Source organism: Seohaeicola sp. 4SK31 (genome assembly GCF_028802875.1).
Classification (GTDB): domain Bacteria; phylum Pseudomonadota; class Alphaproteobacteria; order Rhodobacterales; family Rhodobacteraceae; genus Seohaeicola.
On sequence record NZ_JARAMP010000022.1, the window covers coordinates 1 to 19,545 of the forward strand.

19 protein-coding genes and 1 pseudogene are annotated in these 19,545 nt (G+C 60.6%); 19 read left to right on the forward strand and 1 reads right to left on the reverse strand.

The genetic code is table 11. The features are described from left to right. From PVW27_RS16730 to PVW27_RS16760, 7 genes and pseudogenes are all read left to right on the forward strand, one after another. Positions 1-120 (forward strand): annotated as a pseudogene (locus PVW27_RS16730) (oxidoreductase); the annotation flags it as partial. Positions 121-162: 42 nt separating this feature from the next. Then, positions 163-1,125, forward strand: a complete 963-nt coding sequence (locus PVW27_RS16735) for a 2-hydroxyacid dehydrogenase (RefSeq protein WP_274559722.1) — start codon at positions 163-165, stop codon at positions 1,123-1,125. A 133-nt stretch (positions 1,126-1,258) separates the two neighbouring features. Beyond that, positions 1,259-2,398 (forward strand): TRAP transporter substrate-binding protein, encoded by a 1,140-nt coding sequence (locus tag PVW27_RS16740; RefSeq protein ID WP_274559724.1) that lies wholly within the window; start codon positions 1,259-1,261, stop codon positions 2,396-2,398. Positions 2,399-2,467: 69 nt separating this feature from the next. After that, the gene (locus tag PVW27_RS16745; RefSeq protein WP_274559726.1) at positions 2,468-3,052 is read left to right on the forward strand and encodes a TRAP transporter small permease subunit; all 585 of its coding nucleotides are present in this window, start codon (positions 2,468-2,470) and stop codon (positions 3,050-3,052) included. A 46-nt stretch (positions 3,053-3,098) separates the two neighbouring features. Then, on the forward strand, positions 3,099-4,523 hold the full coding sequence (locus tag PVW27_RS16750; RefSeq protein ID WP_274559728.1) for a TRAP transporter large permease: 1,425 nt from the start codon (positions 3,099-3,101) through the stop codon (positions 4,521-4,523). After that, positions 4,507-5,865, forward strand: coding sequence for an amidase (locus tag PVW27_RS16755; RefSeq protein WP_274559730.1), 1,359 nt, complete (start codon positions 4,507-4,509; stop codon positions 5,863-5,865). Before PVW27_RS16750 ends, PVW27_RS16755 begins: the two co-directional genes overlap by 17 nt. A gap of 4 nt (positions 5,866-5,869) precedes the next feature. Then, positions 5,870-6,031, forward strand: coding sequence for a hypothetical protein (locus PVW27_RS16760; protein ID WP_274559732.1), 162 nt, complete (start codon positions 5,870-5,872; stop codon positions 6,029-6,031). Positions 6,032-6,040: 9 nt separating this feature from the next. On the opposite strand, the gene hydA is transcribed toward PVW27_RS16760, so the two are convergent. Continuing rightward, positions 6,041-7,444 (reverse strand): dihydropyrimidinase, encoded by a 1,404-nt coding sequence (gene hydA / locus PVW27_RS16765; protein WP_274559733.1) that lies wholly within the window; start codon positions 7,442-7,444, stop codon positions 6,041-6,043. Positions 7,445-7,560: 116 nt separating this feature from the next. On the opposite strand from hydA, the gene PVW27_RS16770 reads away from it, so the two are divergent. From PVW27_RS16770 to PVW27_RS16825, 12 genes are all read left to right on the forward strand, one after another. After that, positions 7,561-8,208, forward strand: coding sequence for a GntR family transcriptional regulator (locus tag PVW27_RS16770; RefSeq protein ID WP_274559735.1), 648 nt, complete (start codon positions 7,561-7,563; stop codon positions 8,206-8,208). A gap of 99 nt (positions 8,209-8,307) precedes the next feature. Beyond that, positions 8,308-8,709, forward strand: coding sequence for a VOC family protein (locus tag PVW27_RS16775; protein ID WP_274559737.1), 402 nt, complete (start codon positions 8,308-8,310; stop codon positions 8,707-8,709). Between the two features lie 84 nt (positions 8,710-8,793). Continuing rightward, positions 8,794-10,353 carry an ABC transporter substrate-binding protein gene (locus PVW27_RS16780; RefSeq protein ID WP_274559739.1) on the forward strand — a complete coding sequence of 520 codons (1,560 nt, stop codon included), beginning with the start codon at positions 8,794-8,796 and terminating at the stop codon, positions 10,351-10,353. Between the two features lie 78 nt (positions 10,354-10,431). Then, on the forward strand, positions 10,432-11,397 hold the full coding sequence (locus tag PVW27_RS16785; protein WP_274559741.1) for an ABC transporter permease: 966 nt from the start codon (positions 10,432-10,434) through the stop codon (positions 11,395-11,397). Between the two features lie 7 nt (positions 11,398-11,404). Beyond that, on the forward strand, positions 11,405-12,277 hold the full coding sequence (locus PVW27_RS16790) for an ABC transporter permease (protein ID WP_274559742.1): 873 nt from the start codon (positions 11,405-11,407) through the stop codon (positions 12,275-12,277). Further along, a complete protein-coding gene (locus PVW27_RS16795) occupies positions 12,277-13,272 on the forward strand; it encodes an ABC transporter ATP-binding protein (protein ID WP_274559744.1) in 996 nt (331 codons plus the stop codon). The genes PVW27_RS16790 and PVW27_RS16795 overlap by 1 nt, the downstream gene beginning before the upstream one ends. Continuing rightward, complete coding sequence (locus tag PVW27_RS16800; RefSeq protein ID WP_274559746.1) at positions 13,269-14,300, forward strand: ABC transporter ATP-binding protein; 1,032 nt, start codon at positions 13,269-13,271, stop codon at positions 14,298-14,300. The genes PVW27_RS16795 and PVW27_RS16800 overlap by 4 nt, the downstream gene beginning before the upstream one ends. Beyond that, positions 14,297-15,739, forward strand: a complete 1,443-nt coding sequence (locus PVW27_RS16805; protein WP_274559748.1) for an ABC transporter substrate-binding protein — start codon at positions 14,297-14,299, stop codon at positions 15,737-15,739. The genes PVW27_RS16800 and PVW27_RS16805 overlap by 4 nt, the downstream gene beginning before the upstream one ends. Continuing rightward, positions 15,729-17,174, forward strand: coding sequence for an amidohydrolase family protein (locus PVW27_RS16810; protein ID WP_274559750.1), 1,446 nt, complete (start codon positions 15,729-15,731; stop codon positions 17,172-17,174). The genes PVW27_RS16805 and PVW27_RS16810 overlap by 11 nt, the downstream gene beginning before the upstream one ends. After that, positions 17,171-17,842 (forward strand): aspartate/glutamate racemase family protein, encoded by a 672-nt coding sequence (locus PVW27_RS16815; protein WP_274559752.1) that lies wholly within the window; start codon positions 17,171-17,173, stop codon positions 17,840-17,842. Before PVW27_RS16810 ends, PVW27_RS16815 begins: the two co-directional genes overlap by 4 nt. After that, a complete protein-coding gene (locus PVW27_RS16820; protein ID WP_274559754.1) occupies positions 17,839-18,762 on the forward strand; it encodes a dihydrodipicolinate synthase family protein in 924 nt (307 codons plus the stop codon). The genes PVW27_RS16815 and PVW27_RS16820 overlap by 4 nt, the downstream gene beginning before the upstream one ends. Next, positions 18,762-19,532 carry an SDR family oxidoreductase gene (locus tag PVW27_RS16825; protein ID WP_274559756.1) on the forward strand — a complete coding sequence of 257 codons (771 nt, stop codon included), beginning with the start codon at positions 18,762-18,764 and terminating at the stop codon, positions 19,530-19,532. The genes PVW27_RS16820 and PVW27_RS16825 overlap by 1 nt, the downstream gene beginning before the upstream one ends. The last annotated feature ends 13 nt before the right edge of the window (positions 19,533-19,545 follow it).

A 19,545-nucleotide genomic window follows, 5' to 3' on the forward strand; every position in this document is an offset into this window, starting at 1 on the left:
ACGGGGGCCAGCCTGCCCGTCACCGCGCTGGTCGATCAGTTCTACAAGGACGTGCAGAAAATGGGCGGCGGCCGCTGGGACACCTCCGCCCTCATCAAACGCCTGCGCGCCGCGGGCTGAACCGCAACAGACAGAGATACACGTCAAAGCAAGGATACCTTGATGGCCAAACCGAAATTGCTGATCGCGCGCAAGCTGCGTCCTGTTGTCGAGGCGCGGGCGGCGCGTGACTATGAGGTGGTTCTGAATCCAGAGGACAAGGTTTTCACGACCGAGGAACTCATCGCGGCCTGCCGGTCGGTTGATGCGGTGTTGCCCTGCCATTCGGAGCATTTCAGCGCCGACGTGATCCGGGCCATCGGGCCCGGCCTCAAGATCATCGCCAACCATTCGGTGGGTACTGATCACGTCGATCTGGCGGCCGCCAAGGCGGCAGGTGTGGTGGTGACCAACACGCCTGATGTCCTTTCAGATGCGACGGCCGAGATTGCCATCCTGTGCATGTTGGGTGCTGCAAGACGTGGTGCGGAAGGCGATGCGATGGTCCGCTCGGGTCAGTGGAACTTCTGGTCACCCGCCTTCATGGTCGGGCGTCAGGTGACGGGTAAACGATTCGGCGTTCTGGGCATGGGACGCGTCGGGCAGGTCACGGCAGAGCGTGCGCGCGGATTCGGGATGGAGATCCATTACCACAATCGCCGCCGCCTCCCCGCGCATCTGGAGAAGGGCGCAATCTTCCATGACACGCTTGAAAGCCTGCTGGCCGCTTCGGATGTGCTGAGCCTGCATTGCCCGGCGACGGCAGAGAACAACGGAGTCATCAATGCCCGCACGCTATCTCTGCTGCCGGACCGCGCAATCGTGGTGAATACGGCGCGGGGTGCCTTGATTGACGAGGCCGCGCTGGCTGATGCTCTGGTATCCGGCAAGCTGTTCGCAGCAGGGCTGGACGTATTCCGCAACGAGCCCGGAGGAAATCCTGCGCTCGCAGCCTTGCCCAATGTTTTCCTGCTGCCGCATATCGGATCCGCCACCGAAGAAACCCGCGACGCGATGGGCTTTCGGGCGTTGGACAATCTGGATGCCTTCTTCGCGGGAAAGGAACCGGGCGATCGTGTGGCGTGATCCCGGCATCTGGCTGTGAGGGCGGAAATCTGGTCAAGTTTTCTTACCAGGACTTGCAATTCACATATTCCGATTTAGGATGAGGGTCGATTGCCTGTCGCATCAAGCGACTTCATCGTCTGGGAGGACACCAATGACTGATACTCGTGAAGCAGCGCGGCTTTCGCGCCGTTCTTTCCTGCGCAAGGGTGCACTTGGCGGGTCTGCTGCCGCAGCCACCGCACTTGCAGCCCCTGCTGTTCTGGCGCAAGCGCCGATCGTGATGAAGATGCAGACCTCGTGGCCGGCATCCGATATCTGGATGGATATGGCCCGCGAATATACGGCCCGTGTCGAGGCGATGTCGGGTGGTCGTCTGACCATTGACCTGCTGCCGGCGGGTGCCGTGGTTGGTGCGTTCCAGGTGATGGACGCCGTGCATGACGGTGTGATCGACGCAGCGCATACAGTGCCCGTCTACTGGTACGGCAAATCCAAGGCCGCGTCCTTCTTCGGCACCGGCCCGGTGTTCGGCGGGTCTGCCACGACCATGCTGGCCTGGTTCTATCAGGGTGGCGGCGCAGAGCTTTACCGCGAACTGACGCAGGACATTCTGGGCCTGAACGTGATCGGGATGATGGGCATGCCGATGCCCGCGCAGCCCTTCGGCTGGTTCAAGACCGAGGTGAACACCGTCGCGGACATTCAGGGCTTCAAGTATCGCACCGTGGGTCTTGCGGCTGACCTGTTGCAGGGTATGGGCATGTCCGTGGCACAGCTTCCCGGCGGCGAGATCGTCCCCGCGATGGAGCGTGGCGTGATCGACGCGTTCGAGTTCAACAACCCGTCGTCGGACCGTCGTTTCGGTGCACAGGACGTGGCCAAGAACTATTACCTCTCGTCCTATCATCAGGCATCCGAGTCGTTTGAATTCCTGTTCAACCGCGACTTCATGGAAGACCTGCCGGAAGACCTTCAGGCAATCCTGAAGCATGCTGTCGAAGCCTCGGCCACCTCGAACCTGGCGCTGGCGATGCGCGAGTATTCCAAGGATCTGTCTGAGCTTCAGTCGGATGCCGGCGTCACTGTCCACCGGACCTCGAAAGAGATTCTGGCGGCACAGCTGGAAGCATGGGACAAACTGATCGTTGATCTGGAATCCGATCCTTTCAACAAGAAAGTCATGGACAGCCAGCGTGAGTGGACCGAAAAGGTCGCCTATTACGAGCTGATGAACGCACCCGATCTGGGTCTGGCGTTCGAGCACTATTTCCCGGGCAAGCTGAAACTCTGATCAGCCGGAAGGCGCGGGTCGTCCCGCGCCTTCCTTTGCCTGTGACGCGTCCCGCACGGAGTTTGCGTAATGCAGCACTATATCCGATTTGCCGACAGTCTTTCGGCCTGGTTCGGCAAGGCTTTCGGCTGGCTGATCATCCTGATGACCTTCGGGATGAGCTATGAAGTTCTGGTCCGATATCTGTTCAACAGTCCGACACCCTGGGCGCTTGATATCAGTTTCATCATGTACGGCACGCTGTTCATGATGGGCGGGGCCTATACGTTGTCGCGCGGCGGACATGTTCGCGGCGACTTCCTCTATCGGCTGTGGTCCGCCAGGACACAGGCCAAGGTGGACCTGACACTCTATGTCCTGTTCTTCTTTCCGGGAATCCTAGCACTGGTCTTTGCGGGCTGGAAATATGCAAGCCGTTCCTGGGGTTATGCCGAAGTGTCCGTCAACAGCCCTGCGGGTATTCCGATCTACCAGTTCAAGACAGTGATCGTCGCTGCTGGCATCCTGCTGATCATTCAGGGGATCGCGCAAGTGTTCCGCTGCATCATCTGTATCCGTGAAGGGCAATGGCCGCCCATCGCGTCCGATGTCGAAGAGACCGAAACCTTGCTGATGAAACAGGCTGCCGAAGGGCAGTCACACGACCCGGCCTGATCCTCAGGTTATCCGTTCCTGCCCTTCCAGATGTGGAGTTCACACCGTGACCGATCCTCAGATCGCCTTGACCATGCTTGGCATCTTCATTTTTTGTGTGTTTTTGGGGTTTCCCATTGCCTTCACACTGATGGCTATCGGTATCGGATTTGGCTACTACGCCTATTTCGAACCGTCGCGCATGTGGCGGGCCTTCAACCGTCTGGGCGAGGATGCCGGATGGTGGGAATCGACCCAGCTCTGGATCGAAGGGTTCTATAACAACCGAATATTCGATCTGTTTGTGAACCAGACATACACGGTCATTTCCAACGAGGTGCTGACCGCGATCCCGCTGTTCCTGTTCATGGGTTACATCGTGGAACGCGCGAATATCGTGGACAAGCTGTTCAGTACGCTGGCCGTCGCGACACGCAGCGTTCCCGGATCTCTGGGTGTGGCCGCGCTGATCACTTGCGCGCTCTTTGCAACCGCGACCGGGATCGTGGGTGCGGTCGTGACGCTCATGGGTCTGCTGGCGCTGCCGCAGATGCTCAAGATGCGCTACGATCACAGCTTTGCCACCGGGATCATCTGCGCAGGCGGTACATTGGGCATCCTGATCCCGCCGTCGATCATGCTGATCGTCTATGCGGCATCTTCGGGTGTGTCGATCGTGCGTCTCTATGCGGCGGCGCTGCTGCCTGGACTGGTGCTCGTTGGTCTTTATCTGACCTACATCGTGGTCCGTTCCATTCTCAACCCGTCTCTTGCCCCGAAGCCCACCAAGGAAGAACTGCCCGAGGTGCCCTTTGGCAAGATGATGTGGATGCTGGCCACCAGCTTCCTGCCGCTTGCTGTCCTGATCCTGTCGGTGCTGGGTTCGATCCTGTTCGGTCTGGCGACCCCGACGGAAGCCGCCTCCATCGGCGCGCTGGGTGGTATCGTTCTGGCCATCGCCTATCGCGCCATGACCTTCGATCGCCTGCGCGAGAGCGTCTATCTGACCGTCCGCACGACGGCGATGGTCTGCTGGCTCTTTGTCGGGTCCTACACATTCTCGGCCGTGTTCAGCTATCTGGGCGGTGAGCATGTGATCGCGGAATTCGTCAAAGGTCTGGACCTGACGCCGATTCAGTTCCTGATCATCGCGCAGTTGATCATCTTCCTGCTTGGCTGGCCGCTGGAGTGGTCCGAGATCATCATCATCTTCGTGCCGATCTTCCTGCCGCTTCTGCCACTGTTCGAAATTGACCCGCTGTTCTTTGGCGTGCTTGTGGCACTGAACCTGCAAACAAGCTTCCTGACGCCACCAATGGCCATGAGTGCGTATTATCTAAAGGGGATCGCTCCACCCAATATCAAGCTGACCGAGATTTTCAAAGGCGTGCTGCCCTATTGCGGGATGGTGCTGATCGCGATGGTGTTGATGTATACCTTCCCGCAGATCGTGTTCAGCCTGCCGGATGCCTTCTATGGCCCACAGCGATAAGGCGCAGGCAATCCTTGGGCTTGGGGCGGTCGAGATGCGCGACCGCCTCGCCTCGGGTGCCTTGCGTGCCGTTGATCTGGTCGAAGCCTGTCTGGCGCGGATTGCCGCCATTGAACCGGAAGTCGGGGCCTGGGCGTGGCTGGATGGCGACCATGCGTTGCAACAGGCGCAGCGGTTGGATCAATGGCGCCAATCCGGCAAACCATTGGGTCCGCTGCATGGTCTGCCTGTCGGTCTGAAGGACATCATCGACACCAAGGGCATTCCGACCGAAAACGGCACACCCATCGACGCTGGTCGTGTGCCGGCCGAGGATGCCTGGATCGTTGCGCGTCTGCGCGCGGCGGGGGCCATCATTCTTGGCAAGACGGTCACCACGGAATGCGCCTTCATGCATCCGGGCAAGACACGCAATCCCCACAACAGCACCCACACGCCCGGCGGGTCGTCGCAGGGATCTGCCGCGGCTGTCGCTGCCGGTATGGTGCCCCTGTCCATCGGCACGCAAACGGGGGGCTCGGTGATCAGGCCCGCGTCTTTCTGTGGCATTGTCGGTCTCAAACCAAGTTTCGGGTTGATCCCGCGCACGGGTATCCTGCCGCAATCGCCCTTTCTGGATACCGTTGGCGTCTTTGCCCGCAGCGTTGAAGATTGCGCCTTGCTGGCAGACGTTCTTGTGGGCCATGATCCGGCCGACCGCGCGACAGCACCGATCCCGATGCCGCGCATGCTGAGCGTGGCGCAGTCCAAGGCCCCGGTCACCCCGGTCTTCGCCTTTGCCAGACCACCGGGTTGGGATCAGGCCGATCCGCAGATGACCGCCGCAGTCGAAGAACTCGCGGCACTGCTGGGGGATCAGTGTTTCGAGGCACCATTGCCCGGTCTGGACGATGTCGCCGCGATACGCCAGCGGATCAATTTTGCCGAAATGGCCAAATGCTACTATGGTTTGGAGCGTCGCGGTCGCGATCGGATGTCGGACAAGCTGACCGCCGCCATGGACGAGGGCAAATCGGTGCTTGCGCGCGATTACATCGCAGCGCTTGACTGGCGTGATCTGATGAATGCAGGGTTGGAGGCGATTTTTGCCCGCTGTGATGCGATCCTGTGCCCCGCCGCACCCGGACCCGCACCAAAGGGTCTGGACGATACGGGCAGCGCCATCTTCAACGGGCTTTGGACACTAAGCGGAATGCCCGCCGTTACCCTGCCTGTGTTCACGTCCGAGAACGGTCTTCCCATGGGCGTGCAGCTGGTTGGACGGCGCGGTGATGACGCCCGGCTATTGCGGACGGCCCGTTGGTTGGCCACACATCTTGAAACCCTCGATCAGGGGAACTGATACCATGAACAAACTTATGGGACTGTTTGCATTTATTGTGCTGGTTGCTTTTCTGGCAATCCTTGTGATCCACGTACCCCGCTTGGATCTGTCCGCTGTGATCGCCCTTACCGTGCTTCTGGCGGCATGGGATCTTTACACGACCCACAGGGCGCGCAAACGCTGACACAGGATGTCAGCTTTGCATGGACGTGGCTGACATGGGTTGCCATATGCCGCGCCCTGCCATGCCTTCGATGACACGATCCCTGACGATGACATTCCCGCGCGACAGAACTGTGATGGGCATGCCCAGAACCTCGGTACCCTCAAACGGGTTGTAACCCACATTGTCGTGCAAATCATTTGCTCCATAAGTATGCGACCGCCTGATGTCCCAAAGGGCAATATCCGCGTCAAAACCAAGCGCGATCTGACCCTTGTTCGTCAGCCCGAAAGCACGCGCTGGCGCAGTCGCGGTCAAGGCCACGAAGCTTTCCACCGACATACGCCTCTGGTTCACCATCGCATGGAACATCAGGGGCAGGCGCGTCTCAAGCCCGGGCATCCCGTTCGCGATACGATTGAAGGGCGCATCAGCACCATTGGCGAACTTGCCGGTTTCGTCCATGCGATAGGGCGCATGGTCCGAAGTGATCAAGGTAATCGTGCCATCCGCGATCGCGTCCCAGAGGGCAATCTGATCATCAACAGTCCGCTGCGGCGGAGAACACATGAACCGGGCGGGATTTTCGCGCTCCAGAATATCCACTGTCATGAACAGATAGTGAGGGCAGGTTTCGGCCGCGACACGGACACCGCGCGCGCGCGCCTCGCGGATGATCTGCGCGCCCTCGCGAGTCGAGACATGAAAAATCATGATCCGCGCGCCGGTGAATTCAGCAAAACGGCACATGCGGTCGATGGCTTCGATTTCGGCCTCGCGTGGATGCGACTCGGCGTGATACTTCGGGGCAGTCTTTCCCTCAGCCAGAAGCTTTTCGGTCATGTGGCGGATCAGGCCGTCATTCTCGGCATGAAAACAAACCAGAGCGCCCTGATGTTTCGCCACATCCAGAATGTCGAGGATCGATTTGTCATCCTGTCGCACCTTGTCATAGGTCGTGAAGATCTTGATCGATCTATGCCCTTCGGTGATCAGGCTTGGAATGTCATGGGTCAGATTGCCGTCCTTGGTATCCGCGACAATCATGTGGAAAGCGTAGTCGATCAGCGCACCCTTGCGGGCCAACGCGGCATAATCCTTGACGACCGTGGCCATCCGGTTGCCGGGATGTTGTGCCGCGAAAGACACCACGCTCGTTGTCCCTCCCATCGCGGCCGATCGCGTGGCCGTCTCGAACGTATCCGCGTTCAGCAGGCCCGCCCCGGAGATCTGCTCGATATGGCAATGCGTATCCACGCCACCCGGCAGCACCAGAAGCCCGTCTGCATCGATCTCGGTCTGTGCCCGCGCATCGAGGCGTTCCGCAATCGCGGCGATCTTGCCACCCCGAATGCCGATGTCGGCGCGCCCTGTTCCGCCCGCATGCACGACAGCGCCGCTGCGAATGATGGTGTCGAAGTCGTGCTCTGTCATGTCCGGGCCGCCGCTCTGGTTTGCATATTGATATACCAAGTGTATACTGAATACTGGATCATTAACATGTCGCGTGCAAGAGACCGAAGGTGTCGGGGCGATCAGGAGGGAAACTCATGGCCGAAACGGCTAAGACCTTGGGCAGTTCAACTTACGAACGCATGAAGTCCATGATACTGGATGGGACCCTGCCGCCCGGCGCCCTGCTGCGCGAGAAAAGTTTCGCCGATCAGCTGGGTGTTTCCCGCACACCCGTGCGCGAGGCGATCAGCCAGTTGATCAGCGAGGGCTTCGCGACCCGCACCTCTGGCGGCACGCCTGCGGTCAACAGCGTTTCCCTGAAAGACATCATGGAAATCCTTCATGTCCGTAGCCTGCTGGAGTGTGAAGCCGCCCGGAAAGCAGCCACTTCAGGCAAGAAAACCGAAGATTTATTGGCTTTGCGGGCGCAGGTCGAAGGGTTCCTGACAGGTCCGCGCCCCGATCCGGATACCCATTACGCGCTGGATGAAAGGCTTCATCTGACCATCGCCGAGATGGCCGGATCACAGTTGCTGGGCGAGTTGATCGAAGGCTTGAAGATCAAGACCCGGATGTATGACCAAGGCTCGATTCCCGAAAGATTCGAGCCGGGATGTCATGAGCACATCGCCATCATCGACGCGATCCTGACCGGGGATGCTGATCAGGCCTCGGATGCGATGAAGTTGCATCTCAAGAAAGTGCGCGAATCGATCATCTCGCACATTTATCACCCATTCTGAGCGAAAGCCCCTCCTGCGCGGCAAAGAGTGGCGCTGGGATGTTGACTCGGTGTTCATCGTGTATACAGTCGGGATACACATTGGACAGAGAGATGGAACATGACCGCGCCAGCGCCACTGCGACCGACCGACGGGATCGTCCTCGCCATCACCTTTCAGTATTATCGCGACCTGCCGCGTGCCATGGCCTTTTACGAGGACGTGCTGGGATTGACGCTGGCGATTGATCAGGGGTGGTCCAAGATCTATCGCATCGACGGCCAGGCGCATGTCGGCCTCGTCGATGAAACGCGCGGAATGCAGAAATGGGCTGCGCACAAGACAGTGCAGCTTTGCCTGCGTGTACCGGATGTAGACGCCTGGCATGCATGGGCTGCGTTCAAGCAAGTGCCCGGCCTGACAGCGCCGCGCGACAGCGCCGAACTTGGGATCCGCGCATTCGTGATGAACGATCCCGAAGGCTATCAGATCGAAGTTCAGACGGCCAAGCCCGGCCACTGACCCCAGTTTTCCCCAACAAAAAACAAGAGTGGCGGCACAACGTCCCCATTACCCCGCGCGAAAGCAACCAACAATGGAGCTATCATGAAAACCCTGTCTCACACCGTATGGCGCATGGGCGCATTGGGCGCGACACTGGTCGTGGCCACGGCCGGCGCCTCACTTGCCCAAGACAAATCGTTGACAATCGGTCTGACGGCCGATCCCAGCCACCTTTACCCGCTAGCTGGCGAGGAATTGTCCTCGAACATCATGTATTACCATCTCTACGACCCGCTGGTCGCCCGCAGCGCCGAGTTGGAGTTTGGCCCCGGTCTGGCTGAAAGCTGGGAAACAGTGAATGACACCACATGGCGTTTCAAGCTGCGCGAGGGCGTGACATTCCACAACGGCAATGCTTTCACAGCGTCGGATGTGGTCTTTACCGTGGAAAAGGCGCGCGCCTCGATCCGCCCTGATCTGGTTGCGAATATCGCGTCGGTCACCGCTGTTGACGACCTCACGGTGGAAATCACCACGCCAAAGCCCTATGCCGTGCTGCCCAATGATCTGGCCGAACTTCTGATCCTTGACGAAGAATACACGACCACGACGGGTGATGAGCAGATGGACCTCAAGCCGATGGGCACCGGGCCCTACAAGCTGGAGGAGTGGATCAAGGAGGAGCGGCTGGTTCTGTCCGCGTTCGACGACTATTGGGGCGGCGCGCCCAGGATCAAGACGGTGACCTTCCGTCCGATCACCAACCCCGCCACCCGCACGGCGGCTCTGCTGACCGGCGAAGTTGATGTGGTGCAGGATCTGGCTGTGCGCGACGTGGACCGCGTTCGCAACGAAAGCGGGTTCGAGGTGATCACCCGACCAAGCCTTCTGAACGTGGTTCTTGCCATGGACACCCGCGCGGAGTCGCCCACGATCGAAGGTCCAAACCCGATGGTGGATCAGCGCGTGCGCGAGGCGATTGCCAGGGCCATTGACGTGGATGCCATCAACAAGATCGTCATGAACGGACTGGCCACACCCAGCGCGCAGTTTGTGCCTGAGTCCCACCTCGGTTATGTCGACGGGATGGATTTCCGCCAGATGTATCCGGTGGATATCGAAAAGGCGAAAGCCCTGATGGCCGAGGCTGGTTTCCCCGATGGCTTCACCATGACGCTGGACGCGACCAACAACCGCTATGTCAACGATGCGCAGATCGCACAGGCACTGGCGTCGATGCTGGCCAAGATCAACGTGACGCTGAACCTGAACATCATGCCCAAGTCGAATTTCTGGGGCTATATTCGCGTGCCATCCGACAACTCCAGCTTCATCATGAGCGGATGGGACGTGCCCGCAGGTGATGCCGGTTCGATGTATGCCGCGCTGTTCTATTCCCGCGACAAGAAAGAGGGTTATGGTCAGGTCAACCGCAGCTCCTATTCCAATGCGGATGTGGATGCGCTGATCGACAAGGCGGATTCCACTCCGGATGTGGCCGAGCGTGATGCGAACCTACAAGAGGCGACCAAGCTGCTCATGGCGGACATTCCGATGATCCCGGTTCACTACGAACAGGACATCTACGGTGTGCGCGAAGGCGTGATGCTGAAGCCGCGTACCGACAAGTTCCTGTCGGCCTTCGAAATGGACATCGAGTAAGCGACTCTGACATCGCCCCCAGCATCGCCATGATGCTGGGGGCTTTTCTTGCCTTTCTCGGAAAGACGGTAGAACCGGATGCTTGGATATCTGCTCAAACGCCTGATTCAGATGGCCCTTGTGCTGTGGGTTGTCTCGCTGGTGGTGTTCCTCATGATGAGCTTTACCGGCGATCCGGTGTTCATGATCGTTCCCATCGACGCCACAGATGCCGAGATTGCACAGGCGCGGCGTATCCTTGGCCTCGATCAGTCCCTGCCGGTGCAATACTGGATTTTCATCACCAGTCTCTTGCAGGGTGATTTCGGCCAATCCTATGTTTTTCGCCAGCCCGCGATGACCCTGATCCTTGAACGGATGCCCGCGACGATCGAGATAGTCGTGGTCGCGATGGTTCTGGCCGTCGTCGTGGCCATCCCTTTGGGTGTCTATGCCGGCGCCAACCCGAACGGGCGTCTCAGCCGCATGATCATGGCAGGCTCGCTGCTGGGTATTTCGCTGCCGGGGTTCTGGGTCGGCATGGTGCTGATCTATCTCTTCGCCGTGCACTGGGGAATCTTCCCCTCTTCGGGACGTGGCGACACGGCCGAGGTGTTCGGCCTCCGCGTCAGTCTGGCGACATGGGACGGCTGGCACCACATCGCGCTTCCCGCGATCACGCTGTCATTGGGGACCATGGCCATCCTGCTGCGGATGACCCGCGCGGGCATGATGGAGGTGGCGCGGCAGGACTATATGAAATTCGCCCGCGCCAAGGGGGCCACACGCCATGACGTCCTGTATAAGCACGGCCTCAAGAACGCGCTGATCCCCGTGGTGACGATCTTCGGCCTGCAACTGGGTGACCTGATCGCTTTTGCCACCATCACCGAAACGATCTTTTCCTGGCCCGGCATGGGCAAGCTTCTGATCGATTCCATCTATCGCGCGGACAGGCCCGTCATCGTCGTCTACCTGATGCTGGTTGCCCTGATCTTCGTGGTGATCAATTTTCTGGTCGACATCGTCTATACGCTGATCGACCCCCGCATCACGCTGAAATGAGGGGCGCATGACCGGTTTCTTCCAATCGGAGTTCTTCCACAATTATTCGCGCAGCGCCTCTGCGATCATTGGAAGCGCGCTGATGCTGACCTTTGCCGTGGCTGTCATTGCGGGGCCGTTTCTTGTCGCGCAGAACCCTTATGACATCGCGGCGTTGAACCTGATGGATAGCTACAAGCCTCCCGTCTGGCTGGACGGCGGCGACCCGCAGTTTCCGTTGGGGACGGACGGGCAGGGGCGCGACGTCTGGGCCTCGATCCTGTATGGCGCGCGGATCTCAGTGTTCATCGGACTGGTGGCGATGATCGCCTCCTGCACCATCGGCACGCTGCTGGGCCTGATTGCCGGGTTCTATGGCGGTATCGTCGATTCCGTGATCATGCGGATCGCGGATATCCAGCTCTCCTTCCCCTCGATCCTGATTGCCCTGTTCCTGATGTCGGCCGTGGGCACCGGGGTGGACAAGGTCCTGATCGCTTTGACGGCTGTCGGCTGGGTGGTCTATGCCCGGACAGTGCGCGGTTCGACCCTGTCCGAGATCAAGAAGGAATATGTGCAAGCCGCCAAGGTCGCGGGCCTGCCAAACACGGCAATCATCCGCAAGCATGTGCTGCCAAATGTGCTGACCCCGCTGATCGTGATCGCCACCATCCAGGTGGGCACCTTCGTGCTGATCGAAGCCTCGCTCAGCTTTCTGGGGGTGGGCGTGCCGATCACCCAGCCCTCGCTTGGGCTTTTGATCAAGAACGGGTTTGACGTGTTGTTCAGCGGATTGTGGTGGACCTCGGTCTTTCCGGGGGTGGCGATCATGATGCTGGTGTTCGGGATCAATCTGTTCGGGGATTTCCTGCGCGACGAACTGAACCCGAGGCTGAAATGATGGCAACGGCGACAGACAACACCCTGCTGGCCGTGCGCGATCTGCGGACGTATTTCCACACATTTTCCGGCACCGTGAAAGCGGTCAACGGCGTCAGTTTCCAGATCGGCAAGGGCGAAGTAATGGGCCTTGTCGGGGAAAGCGGCGGCGGAAAATCCGTGGTCGGCTTCTCGATTCTTGGCCTGATCGACAGCCCCGGTCAGATCATGGGCGGAGAGATCCTGCTGAATGGCGAGGATCTTGCGCAAGCCGGGGAAGAGCGTCTGCGCCAGATCCGTGGCCGCGAGATTTCGATGGTGTTTCAGGACCCGATGACATCCCTGAACCCGCTGCATACCGTGGGCCAGCAGATGGACGAGGTGCTGCGCCTGCATACCGATCTGGATGCCGATGCCCGCCACCGCGCCTGTGTCGAGATGCTGGAAAGCGTGGGTATCAGCCGCGCGGCAGAGCGTCTGTCGGCCTATCCGCACCAGTTTTCCGGCGGGATGCGGCAGCGCGTCGTGATCGCGATTGCCATGCTCGCGCGTCCGCGCCTGATCATCGCGGACGAGCCGACGACGGCGCTGGACGTGACGATCCAGAGCCAGATCCTCAAGCTGATGCGGCGTCAGATCGCCGAAAAGGGCGCCTCGATGATCCTGATCACGCATGATCTGGCCGTGGTGTCGGAAATGGCCGACCACATCACCGTGCTCTACTGCGGCAAGGTCGTCGAGCGGGGGCGGACCCGGGATCTGATCGAAGCGCCTGCACATCCCTATACCCGTGGACTGATCGACAGCATCCCTGATCCGGCCAATCCTCATGCGCGCCTCAAGCAGATCCCCGGAACCGTGCCGGATATCCGTAACTTGCCCAAAGGGTGCAACTTCCGTGACCGCTGCCCGCGCGCACAGGCGCGTTGCGCCGAGGAGGAGCCGGAACTGCACCCGCAAAATGCGGCGCAATGGGCGGCCTGCCACTATCCTTTGCAACCGGGAGACAGTGCATGACCGATGCCACACCCATGCTGGAGGTGCGCGACCTCGAAATGCATTTCCCCATTGGCGGCGGAGTGCTTGACCGTTTGAAACTGGACAGCCGGGGACTGCGCATCGAACGTCCCGTTGTCCACGCGGTGAACGGGGTCAGCTTTCGCATCCAGCGCGGTGAGATCATGGCATTGGTCGGTGAAAGCGGCTGTGGCAAGTCCACCGTCGCCAAGACCATCGCGCGCATCTACCAACCGACCAAAGGCGAAATCCGCGTCGATGGCGAAGATGTCGCGAGCTACGGATTTGCCGAAATGCTGCCCGTGCGCTCCAAGATGCAGATGATCTTTCAGGACCCTTACGCCAGTCTCAATCCGCGTCAGCGGGTGCGTGATATCGTAGCGGAACCCTTGCTCCAGCAGATGAAAACCGCCCAGGATCGCAAGTCTGTGCCCGCGAAAACCCAGCAACTTCTGGCCAAGGTCGGGCTGAACGCTGAACATGCCGGGCGTTACCCGCATCAGTTTTCCGGCGGCCAGCGGCAGCGGATCGGGATCGCGCGGGCGCTGTCCGTCATGCCCGGGCTGATCATCGCGGATGAACCTGTCTCGGCACTGGATGTGTCCATTCAGGCGCAGATCCTGAACCTGATGATGGACCTGCGCGACGAGTTCGGCTTGTCCTATCTCTTCATCAGCCACGACCTGTCCGTGGTGCAGCATATCGCGGACACTGTCGGCGTGATGTATCTGGGTTTCATGGTCGAAACCGCGCCGCGGGACGTCCTCTTCGCGACACCGCGCCATCCCTATACCCGCGCGCTTCTGTCGGCCGCACCCAGCATCAAGCCCAAGCGTGACATCGAAGAGATCACTCTCAGCGGCGAGGTGCCCTCCGCATTGGACCTTCCGTCCGGATGCTGTTTCCGCACGCGCTGCCCCTTTGCATGGGAGCGTTGCGCGCTGGAACGCCCCACGCTCAAGGATGTGGGCGGCGGGCAAAGCGTCGCTTGCCATCTTGTGGACGAACCGGACAGGGACAGACGATGACCGTGATTGCACAAGCCCGCGTGGGGCTTCAGGACCCGCATGACTGCACGGATGCCAGTGACACGCTGACGATCTACCATGCGCTCTATGACACGCTCGTGCGGCGGGTCGGGCAGGACTATGTCCCGCATCTGGCGCGTCGCTGGGACGTGTCAGAGGATGCCTGTCAATGGACCTTTCACCTGCAACCCGATGTCACCTTTCATGACGGCACAGCCTGTGACGCTACTGCCGTTGCCGCATGCCTTGAGCGTATGGCGCGCGAGGACAAGGGCTACACGCTGGGTGCGCCTGCCGTCTGGCGGCAATATCTGGGGCATGCGATCTGCGACGTGATAGATCCGGTCACGCTGCGCGTGACCCTGCAATCACCGATGGCGGATCTGCTGGACGTGCTTGAACAGGGATTCATCGTCGCGCCTTCGGCCTTTGCCGCGCTGGATGCCGGCGATTATGGCCATCAGGTCGGCTCTGGACCCTACAAACTTGACGCTATGACCACAGACCATGTGACCGCCCGCAGGTTGGATCACCATTTTGCGGGAACCCCCGCCAATCCGGTCATGACATGGCAAAGCGTGCCTGACCCTGATCTGCGTTTGACCATGCTGGAACAGGGCATGGTGCAGGTCGCCAATGGTCTGGATTTTCTGGCCTCGGAAAGGCTGGGTGCGATGCGCCATGTCTATCTGTCGCCGGTTGCGATCATCTACCTTCTGAACGCGGCGCGTGGTCCTTTGGCAGATGCACGCATGAGGCGGGCGCTCAGGATTGCCGTTGATCGGGATGCGTTGATTGCCGAGGTGGTTGCGGGGGCCGCCTGTCCGCTGCACGGTTTTGTCAGCCCGCAGCACTATGGCGCAGCACAGGGCCAAGCTGCGGCGTTGGACCGCGACACAGCGCGCGCATTGATGGCCGAGGCTGGGTATCCCGACGGTCTGACGCTTGAGGTGGATTGCCCGACACGCCTGCCCGATGAGGCGGAACGCCTGACCGCGGCATTGGGCCAGCAATTGGCGCAGGTTGGAGTAACGCTGCGCGTGCATGTCCACCCAGCGCGCGAGGATTACGCCCATATGGTTCGCCGCAAGGAAATCCGGGATCTGTGCGTTTTCGATTCCAGTCCGATGAGCACCTATCGCGTACTGTATGAAAAGATCGACTCCCGTGTCGCGGGGGCGTGGTGGCAAGGCTATGCCAACGCAGAAATCGAGGTGCTGATCGACAAGGGGCGCAGGACCACAGACCGCGAAGCTCGCGCCGAAATTTGGCGTGCGGCTTACCGGATGCTACAGGACGATCCGGCTTGGCTGACGCTCTACAACCCGCTGCGGGTGATTGGTCTGGCTGGCTCCCATCCGAATTTCGCCATGCCCGCTGATGGTGTGATCGACGTGGCGCGCTTGCCAGAACTGGACGAGGGTCGGAATGCACGCTGATACAGTTTTCATCGGTGGCACCATCGTCACGATGGACCCCGCGCGGCGTGTGATAGAGGATGGCGGGATTGCCGTCCGTGATGGCCAGATCGTCGCTATCGATACAGCCGACACCCTGCGGGACAGTGTGCAGGCTGCCCAAGTCATCGACTGCACCGGCCATGTGATGCTGCCGGGGTTGATCGACGTGCATGCCCATGCAGGGCACGGGCTGATCAAGTCGATGGGGATGCATGGCGGTGACCGCTGGGAAAACATCTGCGGCGAGGTCTATACGCAGGTGTCGCCGCCTGACTTCTGGTATGCCGAGGCGCGTCTGGCCGCATTGGAACGGTTGCGTTTCGGGGTGACGACCGGCGTGTCCCTGCTGGGTGGCGGCGATACGATCATGCGGACGGATAACCCCACCTACGCCGCCGCGCATTGTCGTGGCGTGGTCGAGGTCGGCACCCGCAGCATGGTGGCTGTAGGCCCCACCCGCGCGCCACATCCACGCCTCTACGCAGAGTGGAAGGATGGCAAACGGCAGACCTATGATGTTACTTTCACACAGCAACTCCGCACATGTCAGCAGGTGGTTGAAGACTGGCACGACACCCATCAGGGTCGCATCCAGATCGCAATGCTCTATCCGGTGCTGCGCGATGAACATGAACGTGACATGACCCGCGTGGATTACGCCGAAGCCTGCGCGCAGGCGCAAGAGGTGCGCGCCTTTGCCCGCGCTCGTGGCCTGATCTTCACGCAGGATGGCCACTGGCGCGGCTCGGTCAGACGGGCGCAGGAACTGGGGCTGTTGGGACCTGACAGCCTCTTGTCGCATTGCATTGATCTGCATTCGGACGAAATCACGCTGATCGCTCGCACGGATACCAAGGTCGCGCACAACCCCTCGGCCAATGCCTCGATCATGGGCCGGTGCCCGGCCATCGAGTTGATGGCAGAGGGGGCAACTGTCGCGCTGGGATCAGATGCCACTGCCCCGGATCGTTCGGCCGACATGTTCCGTCACATGCAGCAAGCCATGCACTACCACCGCACTTTCTTCCGCGATGCCTCCGTCCTGCCCATCGGCAAGGTTCTGGAAATGTGCACCATCGGGGCAGCGCGTGCCTTGGGGATGTCGGACCGGATCGGTTCGCTTGAAATCGGCAAGGCGGCCGACATCGTCATGGTCGACATGCGCAAACCGCATCTTTACCCGCCCAACATGCCGTTGCATCGCCTGATATGTTTTGCCAACGGCAATGACGTGTCGATGGTGATGGTCGGCGGTCAGATCGTGTTGCGGAACGGTCGTGCGACACAGGTGGACGAGGCCGCAATTCTGGCTGACGCCGCAACACAGGCCGCGCTAATGATTGAACGGATCGGTGGAGCCGCCGACCTTGAACGGCCGTCGGATTTTTGGGGTGAGGAGGGCGCAAAGCCATGACGATCTATGTGATCAACCCGAACAGCAGCCAGCATGTGACCGACGGCATCGACCGGGCCGTCGATCCGATGCGCGCGGCAAGCCCTGTCGCGATCGAAGCCCGCACTTTGGCCGAAGGCCCTCCGGGGATCGAGACGCAGGCACATGTCGATGGCGTCGTCGCCCCTTTGCTGGCCCATTGCGCCAAGCTTGAGGACAGCGCCTCAGCCTTTGTTGTGGCCTGCTATTCGGACCCTGGTCTTGCCGCCCTGCGCGAGCAATCCGCGCGCCCCGTTCTGGGGATCGCCGAGGCGTCGATCCTGACCGCCATGACCATGGGGCAGCGGTTCGGTATCATCTCGATCCTCTCGCGCAGCATTCCCCGCCATATGCGCTATGTCGGCGCGATGGGTGTGATGGATCGTCTGGCCGCCGACATGCCGCTGGAACTTGGCGTGCTGGACCTTGCCGATGCCGGGCGCACGTTCGACCGACTCAAGACTGTCGGCACCCGTCTGCGCGACGAGGCGATGGCGGACGTGTTGATCCTTGGTTGCGCCGGGATGACCGCATTCCGCACCGATCTTGAGACCTACCTTGGCCTGCCCGTGGTGGAACCATGTCAGGCCGCAACCGCGATGGCGATTGGCCGCGTAGCATTGCAAAAGACACGACAGGACAGAGCATGACACTTCTTACCACCCAGGCGCGGGGCGTTTACGTCATCGCGGTGACACCGTTTCATCCCGATGGGCGCATCGACATGGACAGTTGCGACCGCATGGTCGATTTCTACCTTGAGGCCGGCGCAACGGGCTTGACCGTTCTGGGCATGATGGGCGAAGCGCCCAAGCTGACGGTGGAAGAGTCGCGCGATGTGGTAGAGCGTATCCTCAAGCGTGTCGCGGGGCGGGTCCCTGTGGTCGTCGGCGTCTCGGCCCCCGGCTTCGCGCAGATGGATACGCTGACGCGGATGGTGATGGATTTGGGCGCGGCGGGCGTGATGGTGGCCCCTCCGGGCAGCCTGCGGACCGATGACCAGATCGTCACCTACTACCGCCAAGTGGCTGAACTGCTGGGCAATGTGCCTTTTGTCTTGCAGGATTTTCCTCTGGCCACTGGGGTGCAGATGTCGAACGGCGTCATCGCGCGGATCATGAACGACCTGCCGACTTGCGTCTGTCTCAAGCATGAAGATTGGCCGGGACTGGAAAAGATCACCGCTCTGCGGCGGGATGGCGTGCTGAACCGGCGGATCTCGATCCTGTGTGGCAACGGCGGCGTGTTCCTGCCCGAAGAGATGGAACGCGGGGCAGACGGCGCCATGACCGGCTTTGCCTACCCCGAAATGATGGTGGCCGTGGTCGAACATCACGCCAAAGGACAGATGGACCGGGCACGTGACCTGTTTGATGCCTATCTGCCCTTGGCACGCTTCGAACAGCAGCCGGGTATGGGCCTTGCCATCCGCAAATACACTTTGGCGAAGCGGGGCATCATCGCCCATGATGCGCTGCGCAAACCAGGTGCGGCGCTGTCGGCAGCCAGCCGGGCAGAAGTGGATCTGCTGATCGCGCGACAGGAAAAAAGATTGAAGGAGCTGGATTGATGGATCTTGGACTGACTGGAAAACGCGCGCTTGTGCTGGGGGCCAGCCGTGGCCTTGGCATGGCGATTGCCAAATCGCTGGCCGCCGAAGGCACAACCGTTTTTGCCGCCGCCCGCAGCCGGGACAAGATCGAGGCATGGGCCAAAGGAATGGACAATGTCCACCCAATGACTCTGGATCTCTCCGATCTGGCGTCAGTGGATGCGGTGGTGAACGATCTGCTGGCCAAGGGTGGCGTTGACATCATCGTCAACAACAGTGGCGGCCCACCCCCCGGCACCGCGCAGGACGCGGATCGTGGCGCTTGGCTGTCTCAGTTCGAGGCGATGGCGGCGAATATCTTTCATCTGACAACGCGGCTCTTGCCCGAGATGAAGGCGCGGGGCTGGGGGCGTGTGATCTCGGTCACGTCATCGGGTGTGGAGCAGCCGATCCCCAACCTTGCCCTGTCGAACGGGATACGGTCGGCGGTTGTGGGTTGGTCCAAGACATTGGCGAATGAGGTGGCGGCGGATGGGATCACCGTCAACGTCGTGATGCCGGGGCGCATCCATACGCAGCGGGTGGACGAGTTGGATGCCGCCGCGGCCAAGCGGACACAAACCGATGTGGCCGAAGTGGCCAGCAAGTCCCGCGCGACGATCCCGGCCGCACGCTATGGCCGGCCCGAGGAGTTTGCCGATGTCGTGACCTTCCTTGCCTCGGAACGCGCCTCCTATGTCACAGGCTCGCGCATTCGGGTCGATGGCGGGTCGGTCAAATCCATCTGATCTTCGGGATCAT